Consider the following 13,467-nt stretch of genomic DNA (forward strand, 5'->3'; position numbering starts at 1 on the left):
GATGATGCCGCACACTGGTGTCTCGTGAGTTCCCCTTTCCCGAATTCCCCGGCAACCGCCCGTGTCGTACTGCTGTGCGGCCCCTCCGGCTCCGGCAAGTCCCTTCTCGCGGCCCGCTCCGGCCTGCCGGTGCTGCGGCTCGACGACTTCTACAAGGAGGGCCACGACCCGACGCTGCCGCAGGTGGCGGGGAGTTCGGACATCGACTGGGACCATCCGCTGTCCTGGGACGCCGACGCGGCGGTCGCGGCGATCGCGGAGCTGTGCGGGACGGGGCGTACGAGCGTTCCCGTGTACGACATCTCGCTGAGCGCGCGTACGGGTGCCGAGACCGTCGACTTCGAGGGGACCCCGGTCTTCATCGCCGAGGGCATCTTCGCGGCGGAGATAGTGGAGCGGTGCCGGGAGGCGGGGCTGCTGGCCGACGCGCTCTGCCTGAGCCGGGGGGCCGTGACGACGTTCCGGCGGCGGTTCCTGCGGGATCTTCGCGAGGGCCGCAAGTCCGTGCCGTTCCTTCTTCGGCGGGGGTGGCGGCTGATGCGGGACGAGCGGTCGATCGTGTCGCGGCAGACCGCGCTGGGCGCGTACGCGTGTGATCGTGACGAGGCGCTGGAGCGGCTGGGTGTGGCGTCTCGCTCCGCGGCGCCTCGCTCCGCGGCGTCTCGCTCCGCGGCGGAGGTCGTGGATGACGTGCGGGTGAGTGGGGGCTGAGGTCGCGCAGTTCCCCGCGCCCCTTAAAGGCAAAGGATTGCGCCGTTCCCCGCGCCCCTGAAAAGCAAAAGACTGCGCCGTTCCCCGCGCCCCTGCACGGCACAGAGCAGCGGGGCCGGTTGGGCCCCCCGGCCCCTCCGGTCCCGCTGCTCTTCGTGCTCCCCCGTGGTCCCCCCGGACCCCGTTGTGTTTCCCCCGGGCCGTCCGCCGCCTCCCCCGAAGTGACGGACCGCCCCTTGTCGTCCGCCGCCTCCCCCCGGAGTTGCGGACTTCCCCCGTGCCGTCCGTCACCTCCCCCGAAGTGACGAACTTCTTGCGCTGTCCGACGCCTCCCCCCGGAGTGACGGACAGCCCCCCACAGCCTTCAGGCGACGAGCTCCCCGAAGGACTCCTCCTCGTCACGGCCGAAGCTGAGGACGTCGTCCTCGCGCAGCCGGCGGAGCGACCGCCAGATGCTGGACTTCACCGTGCCGACACTGATGTCGAGGATCTCCGCGATCTCCGGGTCCGTGCGGCCCTCGTAGTACCGCAGGACCAGCATGGTGCGCTGGAGTTCGGGAAGCCGGGCGAGCGCCTGCCACAGGACCGCGCGCAGCTCCGTGCCGCGCATCGCGTCCGTGTCGCCGGCCGTCTCCGGCAGCTCCTCGGTCGGGTATTCGTTCAGCTTGCGGCGGCGCCACGCGCTGATGTGCAGATTGGTCATCGTGCGGCGGAGGTAGCCCCCGACCGCGGCCTTGTCACTGATGCGGTCCCACGCCCGGTACGTCGAGAAGAGGGCGCTCTGCAGCAGGTCCTCGGCCTCGAAACGGTCACCGGTCAGGTGGTAGGCGGTCGCGTACAGGGAGGCGCGGCGCTCCTGGACGTAGGCGGTGAACTCCGCCTCCGACACCGAGTGCCGCTCCCCCGTGACCTCCCCGTACGCCGCCCCCGTTCCCCCGTGGGCAGCCCCCGTGCCGCTTCCCCCCGCATGTGCGTCAACCACCGTCATGTACCCGGTGTGCTGACGCCCGGTGCCGCGAGCGCACCCCCGCCCGCTCACGGCACCGGACTTCTCGGTGCTCCTCGTGACGTCGTGGAGCCGCGTGACAACTGCGCCAGTGCTGGTGCTGTGCAGCGTGTTCATCTCGCGCCCCCCGTCGTGGAGTTCCGGTTCTCCGGTACTTCGTCGCCGACCGTGTCGCCGGCTTCGTTCGGTGCTTCCGTGCTTGTGACCAAAAGCTTGCCGGGGCCACTTCATGACGGTGTCCCCCGACTGTCACAGACCTGTCACAGGGGCCGGTCCTCGATTTTCCACGGACCGATCCACGGACCGATCACGGAGAAGCGTCGTACGGCTACTCATCCGGCACACTCGGCACGCCTCGGCCACCCGCTCGTACGCAGGACATGTGTGGGAGCGCTCCAACAGTCGATACCCGCCCACGTCATGGGACAGAATGACGTCCGTGCCTTCCCTGTTGCTGATCGAGGACGACGACGCCATCCGGACGGCCCTGGAGCTCTCGCTGACGCGCCAGGGACACCGGGTGGCCACCGCTGCCACCGGCGAGGACGGTCTGAAGCTGTTGCGCGAGCAACGGCCCGATCTGATCGTTCTCGACGTGATGCTGCCCGGCATCGACGGATTCGAGGTGTGCCGCCGTATCCGGCGTACGGACCAGTTGCCGATCATCCTGCTGACCGCGCGCAGCGATGACATCGACGTCGTGGTCGGTCTTGAGTCCGGCGCCGACGACTACGTGGTCAAACCCGTGCAGGGGCGGGTGCTCGACGCCCGGATCCGGGCCGTGCTGCGCCGCGGTGAGCGCGAGGCGAACGACTCGGCGACCTTCGGTTCGCTGGTGATCGACCGCGCCGCGATGACCGTGACGAAGAACGGCGAGGACCTGCAGCTGACGCCCACCGAGCTGCGGCTGCTGCTCGAACTGAGCCGGCGGCCCGGTCAGGCCCTGTCCCGGCAGCAGCTGCTGCGGCTGGTGTGGGAGCACGACTACCTCGGCGACTCCCGGCTCGTCGACGCGTGTGTGCAGCGGCTGCGCGCGAAGGTGGAGGACGTGCCGTCCTCGCCGACCCTGATCCGTACCGTGCGCGGCGTCGGCTACCGGCTGGACAATCCTCAGTGACCAAACCGCAGGACAAGCTCCGTGGCTGGGCGGCGGCCCGCCGGACGGTCATGGCGGGGCTGCGCTTCACCAGTCTTCGGCTGCGCCTGGTCGTGGTGTTCGGGCTCGTCGCGCTGACCGCCGCCGTGTCGGCGTCCGGGATCGCGTACTGGCTCAACCGCGAGGCCGTGCTCACCCGTACGCAGGACGCGGTGCTCGGCGACTTCCAGCAGGCGATGCAGACCCGCGCCAGCACGCTACGGCAGCACCCCACGCAGGGGGAACTGCAGCGCGCCGCCGGGCAGATGGCGAACAGCAGCCAGCGTTTCAGCGTGCTGCTGATCGCCGAGGACGAGAACGGCACGGCCGTGCGCGGCAACTCCGACCTGGACACCTTCACGCTGGAGGACGTACCGCAGTCCCTCCAGAAGGCGGTGAACAAGGAACAGAAGATCTCCTCGCACAACAGGTACGCGTACCACCTGTACTGGCAGCGGACCGTGCAGGACGACAAGCCGTATCTGGTGGGCGGTGCCAAGGTGATCGGCGGCGGGCCGACCGGGTACATGCTCAAGTCGCTTGAGCCGGAGGCCAAGGACCTCAACTCGCTCGCCTGGTCGCTGGGGATCGCGACCGGGCTCGCGCTGATCGGCTCGGCGCTGCTCGCGCAGGCCGCCGCGACGACCGTACTGAAGCCGGTGCACCGGCTGGGGACCGCCGCCCGGCGGCTCGGCGAGGGCAAGCTCGACACCCGGCTCCGGGTGTCGGGGACGGACGAACTCGCCGATCTGTCACGGACGTTCAACCGCACGGCGGAGTCGCTGGAGAAACGGGTCGCGGACATGAGCGCCCGTGACGAGGCGTCCCGGCGGTTCGTGGCGGACATGTCGCACGAGCTGCGGACACCGCTGACCGCGATCACCGCGGTGACCGAGGTGCTGGAGGAGGAGCTGGACGCCGAGACCGGCAGCGTCGACCCGATGATCGAGCCCGCCGTGCGGCTCGTCGTCAGCGAGACCCGGCGGCTGAACAACCTCGTGGAGAACCTGATGGAGGTCACCCGCTTCGACGCGGGCACCGCCCGGCTCGTCTCCGACACCGTCGACATCGCCGACCAGATCACCGCGTGCATCGACGCGCGCGCCTGGCTGGACGCCGTCGAACTGGACGCGCGGCGCGGCATCATGGCGCACGTCGACCCGCGCCGCCTGGACGTCATCCTGGCGAACCTCATCGGCAACGCCCTCAAGCACGGCGGTTCGCCGGTGCGTGTGTGCGTGCGCGAGGAGGGCGCCGACCTGGTCATCGAGGTGCAGGACCACGGTCCCGGCATCCCCGAGGACGTCCTGCCGCACGTCTTCGACCGCTTCTACAAGGCGAGCGCCTCCCGGCCGCGCTCCGAGGGCAGCGGTCTGGGCCTGTCCATCGCCCTGGAGAACGCCCACATCCACGGCGGCGAGATCACCGCCGCGAACTCGCCCAAGGGAGGCGCGGTCTTCACCCTGCGTCTGCCGCTCGACTCCTCCGAGCCGAAGGACCCCGAGGACCACGGGGACCACGGCGACCCGGAGGCCGAGGACGCCCAGCGGGCCGACGCCGACCGCACCGAGGGGGGCGTGTGATGCCCGTACGACAGGACACGCCGGACGCGCGGGACACACGGGGCATACGCGCCCCGCGTGCGCCGCGTGCGACCCGGGCCCGAGCCCTGCGCGCGACCCGTGCGGTCCGGGCCGTCCGCGCCGTCCGTCCGGTGCTCGCCGTGCCGCTGCTGGGCCTGGCTCTGACGCTGGCCGGGTGCGGGATCCGGGCGACGGAGGTGCCGACCGACTTCGGGCCCGCGCCCTCCCGGGTGCCGTGCGCACTGAGCGGCCCCGACCTCGGTACGCAGTCCTCGCGCGGCATCCTCGTGCAGGTCTTCCTCGTCTGCTCGTCCCAGCTCGCGCCGATCGACCGGACGGTACGCATCGAGGCCGGTCCCGCGGAGACGGACCGGGTACGGGCCGCGCAGGCCCTCCTCGACGAGCTGTCCGAGTCCCCGTCGGACGCGGAGAAGCAGGCGAACTACTCGACGACCGTGCCGAAGGGCCTCACCGTGGCCGGTCCGCGGCGCACCGACCCGGGAGACGCGCTCCGGCTGAGCACGGCGCCCGCGGAGCTGAGCCCGTACGCGCTGGCGCAGATCATCTGCACCTTCAGCGACTCCGAGGCCGCCTCCGACGACGGCACGGTGACGCTGGGCGGCCCCGGCGGCGACGCCTCGCGGCGCTACGAGTGCACGGAGGCCGTGCGGACGCGGCCGGGCACGGAGAGCCCGCCCTCGACGCGGATCGACGGGGCCTGAGCCCCTTCCGCACCGCGGAGGGGTGGCTTCCGGTGGTGTCCTGAAGCGTGCGGCCGGAGCCCGGCTGTGGCGCACGCCTCACCCGTGCGGGCCAAGCGCCGCCGTCACACGGAACCGATCCTGCCGGTGGTCGCGTCCTTGGGGTCGTGCAGCGTCAAGGCTCGAACGGCGGAACCGCCGTGAACCGCGTCCGTGCGACGGGAGGTCTCCTCCTCGTCGCACATCTCGCGCTTGTCGCCTGGGTCACGCTGCGGCCCCTGGACGTGCCCTGGGTGAGCGCCGCGAACCTGCGGCCGTTCGCCAGCATCAGGGCCGATCTGGCGATGGGCCCCGAGGAGGCGGCCCGCGCCATCGGCAAGGGTCTGCTGCTGCTCGCCCCGCTCGGGGTGCTGCTGCCCCTCGCGGGCGGCCGGCTCGCCGTCTCCCCGTTGCTGTCCCTGATGCGGACGGTCGCCGCGGGCGCGCTGCTGTCGCTGGGCATCGAGCTCCTGCAGACCGGGGTGCCCGGCCAGGTCGTCGACGTCGACTCACTGCTGCTCAACACCGTGGGCGTGGCGCTGGCCCATCTGGCCTTCGTGCCCGCCGGCCGGGCCGCGCTGCGCCGTCGCGCCCTGCTGCGTCGCCGGGCCGCCGCACTGCGCCGCAGGGAAGCGGTGGAGGAGTCGACTCAGGGTCTGACCCCGACGATTCCCAGGGTCGGTATCGCTCCATAGAGTGACGCCGGTGACTCTTCGTATCCGTACTGTGGATGTCAGAGGGGGCGACCGCACGGGAAGCCCCGGATCCGTCCGACGACGCTCACGAAGGAGTCGCAATGAACCGCCTTGCCCGCCCGACCGACGGCCGGATGATCGGCGGAGTGTGCGCCGCGCTGGCTCGGCGCTTCGGCACCTCCGCGACCACGATGCGCGTGATCTTCCTGGTCTCCTGTCTGCTGCCCGGCCCGCAGTTCCTGCTCTACATAGCCCTGTGGATCCTCTTCCCCGCAGAGGGCAAGGCGACCCGCACGGCCTGGTGACGCGCACGGCCTGGTGACCAGCACACTTGGTGACACACACCTGAGCACGCCGACGGGGCGCACCCGAGCGGGGGTGCGCCCCATCGGCGCGTACGGGGACGGGGTGGGCCCGGTTCAGCGCTGAGGCCCGGGCCCTGGGGTGGCGCTCAGCCCAGCGGGATGCCGTTGACCGGCGCGCCGTGGGTGGGCAGGCCCTGGACGGGCAGTCCGCCGAGCAGGCCGGCGACAGGCGCGGCGGGACCCTCGGCGAGGAGGTTCGCGACGGCGGGCTGGGCGGCGGTGACAGCACTGCCGAGCGCGTTCTGGCCCTGGGTGACCGCTTCGCCGGCGCCCGGGAGGGACGAGGCGAGGCCGTCGACCGGCAGCGTGCTGGTGGCGTTGCCGAGCGCCGGGACCTCGGGGAGGGCGGGGGCGGCGTTGGCGGCGCCGGCTCCGGCGGCGGCGAAGGCGGCGCCGAGAGCGGCGACACCGAGGGTCTTGGCAGCAGACTGCTTCATCTTCGTCCTTGCATGCGGTGACGGGGATTCGAGCGGTCCGAAACGGTAATCACGTGCGAGCGCGCCCCGCAAACATCGAAAAGCGGCCGAGTCGTCATCACCCGGCCGCTTCCCAACCCTCTGTGTCAGCTCTCTTCGCGCGCAGAACCGCTGGTGGAGGCGGTCTGCTGGAACAGCCATTCGGATTTCAGCTCGGCATAACCGGGCTTGATCACGTCATTGATCATGGCCAGTCGTTCATCGAAAGGAATGAATGCTGATTTCATCGCATTGACTGTGAACCACTGCATGTCGTCGAGCGAATAACCGAAAGCGTCGACAAGGTGCTCGAATTCCCGGCTCATGCTGGTGCCGGACATCAGACGGTTGTCGGTGTTCACGGTCGCCCGAAAATGCAGCCGCCGCAGCAGCCCGATGGGGTGCTCGGCGTACGAGTCGGCGGCGCCCGTCTGGAGATTGGAACTGGGGCACAGCTCCAGCGGCACCCGCTTGTCGCGTACGTACGAGGCGAGGCGGCCCAGTTTCACCGTGCCGTCGTCCTGCACCTGGATGTCGTCGATGATGCGCACCCCGTGGCCCAGCCGGTCGGCGCCGCACCACTGGAGCGCCTGCCAGATGGAGGGGAGCCCGAAGGCCTCGCCCGCGTGGATCGTGAAGTGGTTGTTCTCCCGCTTCAGATACTCGAAGGCGTCCAGATGGCGGGTGGGCGGGAAGCCGGCCTCGGCGCCCGCGATGTCGAAGCCGACGACGCCCAGATCCCGGTAGCGGTTGGCCAGTTCGGCGATCTCCAGGGCGCGGGCCGCGTGCCGCATGGCGGTGAGCAGGGCGCCGACGCGGATGCGGTGGCCGTTCTCGCGGGCCAGCCGCTCGCCCTGCCGGAAGCCCTCGTTGACGGCCTCGACGACCTCTTCGAGGGTGAGCCCGGCTTCGAGGTGCTGCTCGGGCGCGTACCGCACCTCGGCGTAGACGACGCCGTCCTCGGCGAGGTCCTCGGCGCACTCAGCGGCGACGCGGACCAGTGCCTCGCGGGTCTGCATGACGGCACAGGTGTGCGCGAAGGTCTCCAAGTACCGCTCCAGCGAACCGGAGTCGGCGGCTTCGCGGAACCAGATGCCGAGCTTGTCGGCGTCCGTCTCCGGGAGGCCCGTGTAGCCCGTGTCCCGGGCGAGGTCGACGATCGTCCCAGGGCGCAGGCCGCCGTCCAGGTGATCGTGCAGCAGGACCTTCGGCGCCCGGCGGATCTGCTCCGAGCTCGGGGTGTTCTTGGTCTGGCTCGTCATTTCCGCACTCTAACGCCTACGCGCGTAGATCTCTCCTTGCGCGGATGCGTCGATATGTAACGGTGACCGTGCGGACGGATGGCGTACACCATGACTTCTGACACTGTTTTGTCATGGCACAGCAAGCGACGCCGGTTCGCACGGCACGGCTGGGGCGGGCGCTCGGCACGGAGCCGACGGCGGTGAGCGGCGTGGTGCTGCTGCTGCCGGGCGGCGAGGAGACCTCGTCCCGCAGACCTTCACCGATGCTGGCGGCCGCGTCCGTCAGGGCGTTGGGCCGCCGGCTCACCCGCGCGGGACACACGGAGGGGCTGGCGGTGCACGTGGTGCACTACCGGTTCCGCGGCTGGAACGGGAGCGAGGCGCATCTGGCGCAGGACGCCGCATGGGGCGCGGACGAGATCGTACGGCGCTACGGGGACGTACCCGTCTGCCTGGCCGGCGTGGACATGGGCGGGCGGGCCGCCCTGCGCGCCGGAGGCCACGACGCCGTCAACTCCGTGCTGGCGCTGTCCCCCTGGCTGCCCGAGGAGGATGTCGCGGCACCGCCCGAACCGGTGAAACAGCTCGCGGGGCGGCGGGTGCTGCTCGTGCACGGCACCAACGACCAGCGGACCGACCCCGAGTTGTCGTTCCGGCTCGCGGCGCGGGCCAAGAAGGCGAACCGGGACATCTGCCGGTTCGAGGTGCACTCGGACCGGCACGCGCTGCACGCGTTCCGCGACGAAGTGCACGCTCTCGCGGAGGACTTCGTGATGGGGGCGCTGTTCGGGCGCCCGTTCTCGCGGCCCGTGGAGGACGCGCTGGCGGCCCCGCCACCGCTGGGGCTGCGGATGCCGCTCGCGTCGGGTTTCGGCAGATCCCTCCGCCGCTAGGGCCCCTGAAAGACCCGGAGTTCCCCCGCCGGTCGTGGCCGGCCGCCCTCCGCGACCGGCGGGCCGACGACTACGCGTCGCGGTCAGGACCGTGCCACGGGATGTCTACGGCTTCCCTCATCGGGGTCCGCCACCCGGGACCTGGCCGTCTCAAGTCCCCGCGGCCAGGAAGCAGGTTCGTCACGCCAGGTCACGGGACCCGCGGCAGGTCCGGCGAGCCGCCACCCGTTTCGCCGCGCGGCGGTCTCCGAGGCCGCCTGGTCGAGGTCCACCACTGGCTGCAAGCTCTGATCGTCTCCCGGTCCCGGGCTGCCGGTCCGGTGAACCGGCTCCGAGCACCGTGCTCACTCCGGGAGAAGGTTGCCCCTTCTCGACAGCAGGAATTTCTTGAAGGCCGCCACCGGGGGTGTGTCCGGGTGGCCGTCCAGCCATGCCACGCCGATCTCCCTCGCCGCCCGGGGGGCGGTGACCGTCAGTTCCACCACTCCCGGGCGGGGGACGGCCGGGGGCGGCAGGAGGGCCACTCCCAGGCCCGCGGCCACCAGACCGCGCAGGGTCTCGGCCTCCTCCCCCTCGAAGGCGATCCGGGGGCGGAAGCCCGCCTGCCGGCAGAGGTCGTCGGTGATGCGGCGCAGGCCGTAGCCCGGTTCCAGGGTCACGAAGGTCTCGTCGGCGGCCTCCGCGAGGCGGATCCGGCGACGGGAGGCGAGACGGTGGTCGGCGGGGACCACCAGGCGCAGCTTCTGTTCGTCCAGACGGCGGCCGACCAGGTCGGGGGCGTCCGGGACGGGGGACGTGAGGCAGAGGTCGAGTTCGCCGGAACGCAGGCGCTCGATCATCGCCTCGCCGTAGTTCTGGACGAGGCTGAAGCGGACGCGGGGGTGGTCGACGCGGAAGGCCCGGATCAGTGCCGGGACCGTCTCGGAGCCCATGGTGTGCAGGAAGCCGAAGGCGACCTTGCCGGTGGCGGGGTCGGCGTCGGCCCGTACCTCGTCGGCGGCCCGCTCGATCTCGGCGAGCGCCCGCTCCACGGAGCCGAGGAACGTACGGCCGGCCGCCGTGAGGGAGACCGTGCGGCCGCGGCGGGCGAAGAGGTCCACCCCCAGGTCCTGTTCGAGGCGGACCATCGCCCGGGACAGCGTCGACTGCGGGACCTGCATCTCCTGCGCGGCCCGCGTAACGTGCTCGGTGCGGGCGACGCCGGCGAAGTACGCCAGACGCGGGGCGAGCACGGCGACGATGTCTTCTGTGTCACCGGACGGTGACAGGCGACCCTCTGACCTCTGCTGATGCATCACGGGAACGATTATGGCGATTCCATGCATTGGACGGATGACGGGGAGGACTTTAGGTTCGAAACATGCCTTCCGCCAGTACCGGGGCGCCCACCCGCGTGGTCGCCCCCTCCGCCGCCGCCACTCCCTCCCAAGCCGCCGTCCCCACCGACGTGGTGCCCGTCGACACCCGGCTGACCCCGGGCGGGCCCGGCTACCGCCGGATGAGCTTCGCCCTGTTCCTCGCCGGGGTCGCGACCTTCGCGCTCCTCTACTCCACCCAGGCCCTTCTCCCCCTGATCTCGCACGACTTCGGGGTCACGGCGAGCAGCGCGAGCTGGACGGTGTCGGCGGCGACCGGCGCACTGGCCCTGTTCGTCCTGCCGCTGAGCGCGCTCTCCGAGCGGTTCGGGCGGCGTACGTTGATGACGGCGTCGCTCTCGGTCGCGGTGACCGTCGGACTGCTCGTGCCCTTCGCCCCCTCGGTCGGCTGGCTGGTCGCGCTGCGGGCCGTCCAGGGCGCGGCGCTGGCCGGACTGCCCGCCTCGGCGACGGCGTACCTGGCGGAGGAGGTACGGCCGAAGGCACTGATCACCGCCATCGGCCTGTTCGTCGCGGGCAACAGCGTCGGCGGGATGAGCGGCCGGATCATCACCGGCTGGGTCGCGCAGGAGTGGGGCTGGCGGGTCGCCGTCGGGACGATCGGCGTGATCGCGGTGAGCTGCGCGGTCGCCTTCCGGCTGCTGCTTCCCGCACCCAAGCACTTCAAGGCGGGTTCGCTGCGCCCCGCGGCGCTGGTCCGCACGGTCCGCGACCACCTCGCGAACCCGCTGCTGCGCAGGCTGTACGCGATCGGCGCGCTGTTCATGACGGTGTTCGGCGCCGTCTACACGGTGATCGGCTACCGCCTCACCGACGCCCCGTTCTCCCTGCCGCAGGGCCTCATCGGCTCGATCTTCCTGGTCTACCTGGTCGGTACGGTCTCGGCGTCGACCGCCGGGAAGCTGGTGGGCCGGCTCGGTCGGCGCGGCGCGCTGTATCTCGCGGGCGCCACGACGGCCGCGGGTCTGCTGGTGTCGCTGGCCGACTCGCTGCCGTTCGTGCTGCTCGGTCTGGTGCTGATCACGGCCGGGTTCTTCGCCGGGCACGCGGTGGCGTCCTCCTCCGTCAGCCACACGGCGAAGGAGGGCCGCGCCCAGGCCTCGGCGCTCTACCAGTCCGCCTACTACCTGGGCTCCAGCGCGGGCGGCACGCTCGGCGCGGTCGCCTACCACTCCGGCGGCTGGGCCGGGACGGTCGCGCTCGGCCTGCTGGCGGTGGTCGGGGTCGTGGGCATCACGGTGCTCGGGTCGCACGCGGCCCGCACGCAGCGGCGCCTGGTGGCCGTGCAGCACTGACAGACCCGGGACTCACCGGGGGCAACCGGCGCACATGGGGGTGCAGGTCAGGACAGTTACTGTCCTGACCTGCACCTTTTCCGTCTCGGGGGGCCATTGTCAGTGGGCTGCGGTAGCTTCCGGAGTGCCGGTACCGCAATGAGGCGGTGCTCGCACGGCGGACAAGGCCACAGGGGTGGGTTGGCTATGAGCGACGGTACGGCGACGGTGGAAGACCTCGATGTCCGGCTGGAGAAGCACCGGGTCGAGCTGACGGGGTACTGCTACCGGATGCTCGGCTCGTCCTTCGAGGCCGAGGACGCGGTCCAGGACACGCTGGTGCGCGCCTGGCGCAGCTACGACAAGTTCGAGGGCCGCTCCTCGATGCGGTCATGGCTGTACCGGATCGCGACGAACGTCTGCCTGGACATGCTGACCGCCGGCAACAAGCGGGCCAGGCCCATGGATCTGACGGACTCCACGCCCCTCGCGCAGGCCGCGCTGACGCCGCGCGCGGACAACACCTGGCTGGAGCCGATGCCGGACGCGCGGGTGCTGCCGACGGTCGCCGACCCGGCCGAGGCCGCCGTGGCCAAGGAGTCGGTGCGCCTCGCCTTCATGGCCGCCCTGCAGCAGCTGCCGCCCAAGCAGCGGGCCGTGCTCATCCTGCGTGAGGTGCTGGCCTGGAAGGCGAGCGAGGTGGCCGAATTGCTCGGCACGACGGTCGCCTCCGTGAACAGCGCGCTGCAGCGGGCGCGGGCGACGCTCTCGGAGAGCGGCGACGGAAGCGCGGCGGCGCGGGCCGTCACCTCCGATCCGCTCGACGAGGAGCAGCAGAAACTGCTCGACCGCTATGTGGCTGCCTTCGAGGGGTACGACATGGCGGCGCTGACGGCCCTCCTGCACGAGGACGCCGTGATGACGATGCCGCCGTTCGACCTGTGGCTGACCGGGCCCGCGGACATCACGGGCTTCATGACGACGCTCGGTGCGGCCTGTGCGGACTCCCATCTGGTCCCGGTCGCGGTGAACGGCCTGCCGGGCTTCGCCCAGTACAAGCCGGATCCAGAGACGGGTGGGCGTACGGCGTGGGCCGTGCAGGTCCTGGAGATCTCAGAGGGGCGGATCACGGGATTCCACTGCTTCCTCGACACGCAGCGGTGGTTCCCGCTGTTCGGGCTGCCGCTCCAGCTCGAAGGGCAGGGCGACGAGGGCGAGCAGGGCGCGTAGGGCGGGGTCCGGGGAGCGGAGTCGCAGGCGGCCTCCGGCGCGGCGGGCCGCCAGCTGCATCCTGGCCAGGGCGTCGATGGTCGTCAGGCCCGGCGGGCCCAGGTCCGCGACGTCGCAGACGACGACGTGGGCCGTGGTGTTCTGCAGCCGTGCGCGCACGGCTTCGCAGAGCCTCGGCACGTCGTCCTTGGTGACGGGGCCGGGCAGTACGAGTACGTCGGGTGTCGTGGCGTCCACGTGCGGTAGACCGCGACGGGGCGCGGAACTCATCGCCGAGCGTTGTGACCTGCGGTCGGCTGGGCAGTTCGTCGGGTGCGGGTCGGTGGGGGTTGCTCGCGCCGTTCCCCGCGCCCCTGAGAAGCGGGCGCTGACTGTCGGGTGCGGCTCGGTGGGGGCTGGTCGCGCAGTTCCCCGCGCCCCTGAGGGGGCAGGACGAGGGCTGCGCCCCTGCCCGGCCCACGGAGGCTGGTCGGCTGCGGGCCGGTGGGGGTGACCCGCGCAGTTCCCCGCGCCCCCGAAGAGCGGGACTGCGGGTACGTCCTCGGCAGCCGGCCGGTGGGGGCTTGTCGCGCAGTTCCCCGCGCCCCTGAGGGGGCAGGACGATGCGGTCGGCTGCGGGCCGGTGGTGGGGCGGTGCGGTTGGCTGACGGCCGGTGGGGGCGGGCCGCGCAGTTCCCCGCGCCCCTCCGGGGCGGGGCTGCGCCCCGGCCCCGGCCGCCGGCCGACGACGCGCGCCCGCCACCCCAAGGGGCGCGGGGAC

General features: G+C 71.7%; 14 protein-coding genes. 9 read left to right on the top strand and 5 right to left on the bottom strand.

The features are described 5' to 3' along the window. Positions 1-24: 24 nt before the first annotated feature. Entirely contained in the window at positions 25-711 is a 687-nt protein-coding gene (locus tag ACFWGJ_RS12880; protein WP_387323160.1) for a uridine kinase, read from the top strand. A gap of 364 nt (positions 712-1,075) precedes the next feature. Here the strand turns inward: ACFWGJ_RS12880 and ACFWGJ_RS12885 are convergent, their stop codons facing one another. After that, positions 1,076-1,834: a SigE family RNA polymerase sigma factor gene (locus ACFWGJ_RS12885; protein ID WP_387323162.1), complete on the bottom strand. Its 759-nt coding sequence runs from the start codon at positions 1,832-1,834 to the stop codon at positions 1,076-1,078. 322 nt (positions 1,835-2,156) lie between these two features. Here ACFWGJ_RS12885 and afsQ1 point away from each other — a divergent pair, with 322 nt between their 5' ends. From afsQ1 to ACFWGJ_RS12910, 5 genes are all read left to right on the top strand, one after another. Next, the gene (gene afsQ1 / locus ACFWGJ_RS12890) at positions 2,157-2,834 is read left to right on the top strand and encodes a two-component system response regulator AfsQ1 (protein WP_099505496.1); all 678 of its coding nucleotides are present in this window, start codon (positions 2,157-2,159) and stop codon (positions 2,832-2,834) included. Next, positions 2,831-4,435, top strand: coding sequence for an ATP-binding protein (locus tag ACFWGJ_RS12895; RefSeq protein ID WP_387323164.1), 1,605 nt, complete (start codon positions 2,831-2,833; stop codon positions 4,433-4,435). The genes afsQ1 and ACFWGJ_RS12895 overlap by 4 nt, the downstream gene beginning before the upstream one ends. Then, positions 4,435-5,157 (top strand): hypothetical protein, encoded by a 723-nt coding sequence (locus ACFWGJ_RS12900; RefSeq protein ID WP_387323166.1) that lies wholly within the window; start codon positions 4,435-4,437, stop codon positions 5,155-5,157. Before ACFWGJ_RS12895 ends, ACFWGJ_RS12900 begins: the two co-directional genes overlap by 1 nt. 146 nt (positions 5,158-5,303) lie before the next feature. After that, a complete protein-coding gene (locus tag ACFWGJ_RS12905) occupies positions 5,304-5,870 on the top strand; it encodes a VanZ family protein (RefSeq protein WP_387323168.1) in 567 nt (188 codons plus the stop codon). Between the two features lie 101 nt (positions 5,871-5,971). After that, positions 5,972-6,175, top strand: a complete 204-nt coding sequence (locus tag ACFWGJ_RS12910) for a PspC domain-containing protein (RefSeq protein ID WP_107020361.1) — start codon at positions 5,972-5,974, stop codon at positions 6,173-6,175. A gap of 146 nt (positions 6,176-6,321) precedes the next feature. Here ACFWGJ_RS12910 and ACFWGJ_RS12915 read toward each other — a convergent pair whose 3' ends face one another. Then, positions 6,322-6,672, bottom strand: a complete 351-nt coding sequence (locus tag ACFWGJ_RS12915) for an ATP-binding protein (RefSeq protein ID WP_387323170.1) — start codon at positions 6,670-6,672, stop codon at positions 6,322-6,324. Between the two features lie 125 nt (positions 6,673-6,797). Continuing rightward, entirely contained in the window at positions 6,798-7,952 is a 1,155-nt protein-coding gene (locus ACFWGJ_RS12920; protein WP_387323172.1) for an adenosine deaminase, read from the bottom strand. 113 nt (positions 7,953-8,065) lie between these two features. Here ACFWGJ_RS12920 and ACFWGJ_RS12925 point away from each other — a divergent pair, with 113 nt between their 5' ends. After that, a complete protein-coding gene (locus ACFWGJ_RS12925) occupies positions 8,066-8,827 on the top strand; it encodes an alpha/beta hydrolase (RefSeq protein WP_387323174.1) in 762 nt (253 codons plus the stop codon). Between the two features lie 344 nt (positions 8,828-9,171). Here ACFWGJ_RS12925 and ACFWGJ_RS12930 read toward each other — a convergent pair whose 3' ends face one another. Then, positions 9,172-10,125, bottom strand: a complete 954-nt coding sequence (locus ACFWGJ_RS12930; RefSeq protein WP_387323176.1) for a LysR family transcriptional regulator — start codon at positions 10,123-10,125, stop codon at positions 9,172-9,174. 62 nt (positions 10,126-10,187) lie between these two features. Here ACFWGJ_RS12930 and ACFWGJ_RS12935 point away from each other — a divergent pair, with 62 nt between their 5' ends. Together ACFWGJ_RS12935 and ACFWGJ_RS12940 are read left to right on the top strand one after the other, a co-directional pair. Continuing rightward, positions 10,188-11,498: an MFS transporter gene (locus ACFWGJ_RS12935; RefSeq protein ID WP_387323178.1), complete on the top strand. Its 1,311-nt coding sequence runs from the start codon at positions 10,188-10,190 to the stop codon at positions 11,496-11,498. Positions 11,499-11,684: 186 nt separating this feature from the next. Next, positions 11,685-12,707, top strand: coding sequence for a sigma-70 family RNA polymerase sigma factor (locus ACFWGJ_RS12940; protein ID WP_366788244.1), 1,023 nt, complete (start codon positions 11,685-11,687; stop codon positions 12,705-12,707). Here ACFWGJ_RS12940 and ACFWGJ_RS12945 read toward each other — a convergent pair. After that, the gene (locus tag ACFWGJ_RS12945; RefSeq protein ID WP_381833497.1) at positions 12,591-12,977 is read right to left on the bottom strand and encodes an STAS domain-containing protein; all 387 of its coding nucleotides are present in this window, start codon (positions 12,975-12,977) and stop codon (positions 12,591-12,593) included. The two genes, ACFWGJ_RS12940 and ACFWGJ_RS12945, sit on opposite strands and share 117 nt — an antisense overlap. Between the last annotated feature and the right edge of the window lie 490 nt (positions 12,978-13,467).

The organism is Streptomyces sp. NPDC060205, assembly GCF_042728395.1.
In the GTDB taxonomy this organism is placed as follows: domain Bacteria; phylum Actinomycetota; class Actinomycetes; order Streptomycetales; family Streptomycetaceae; genus Streptomyces.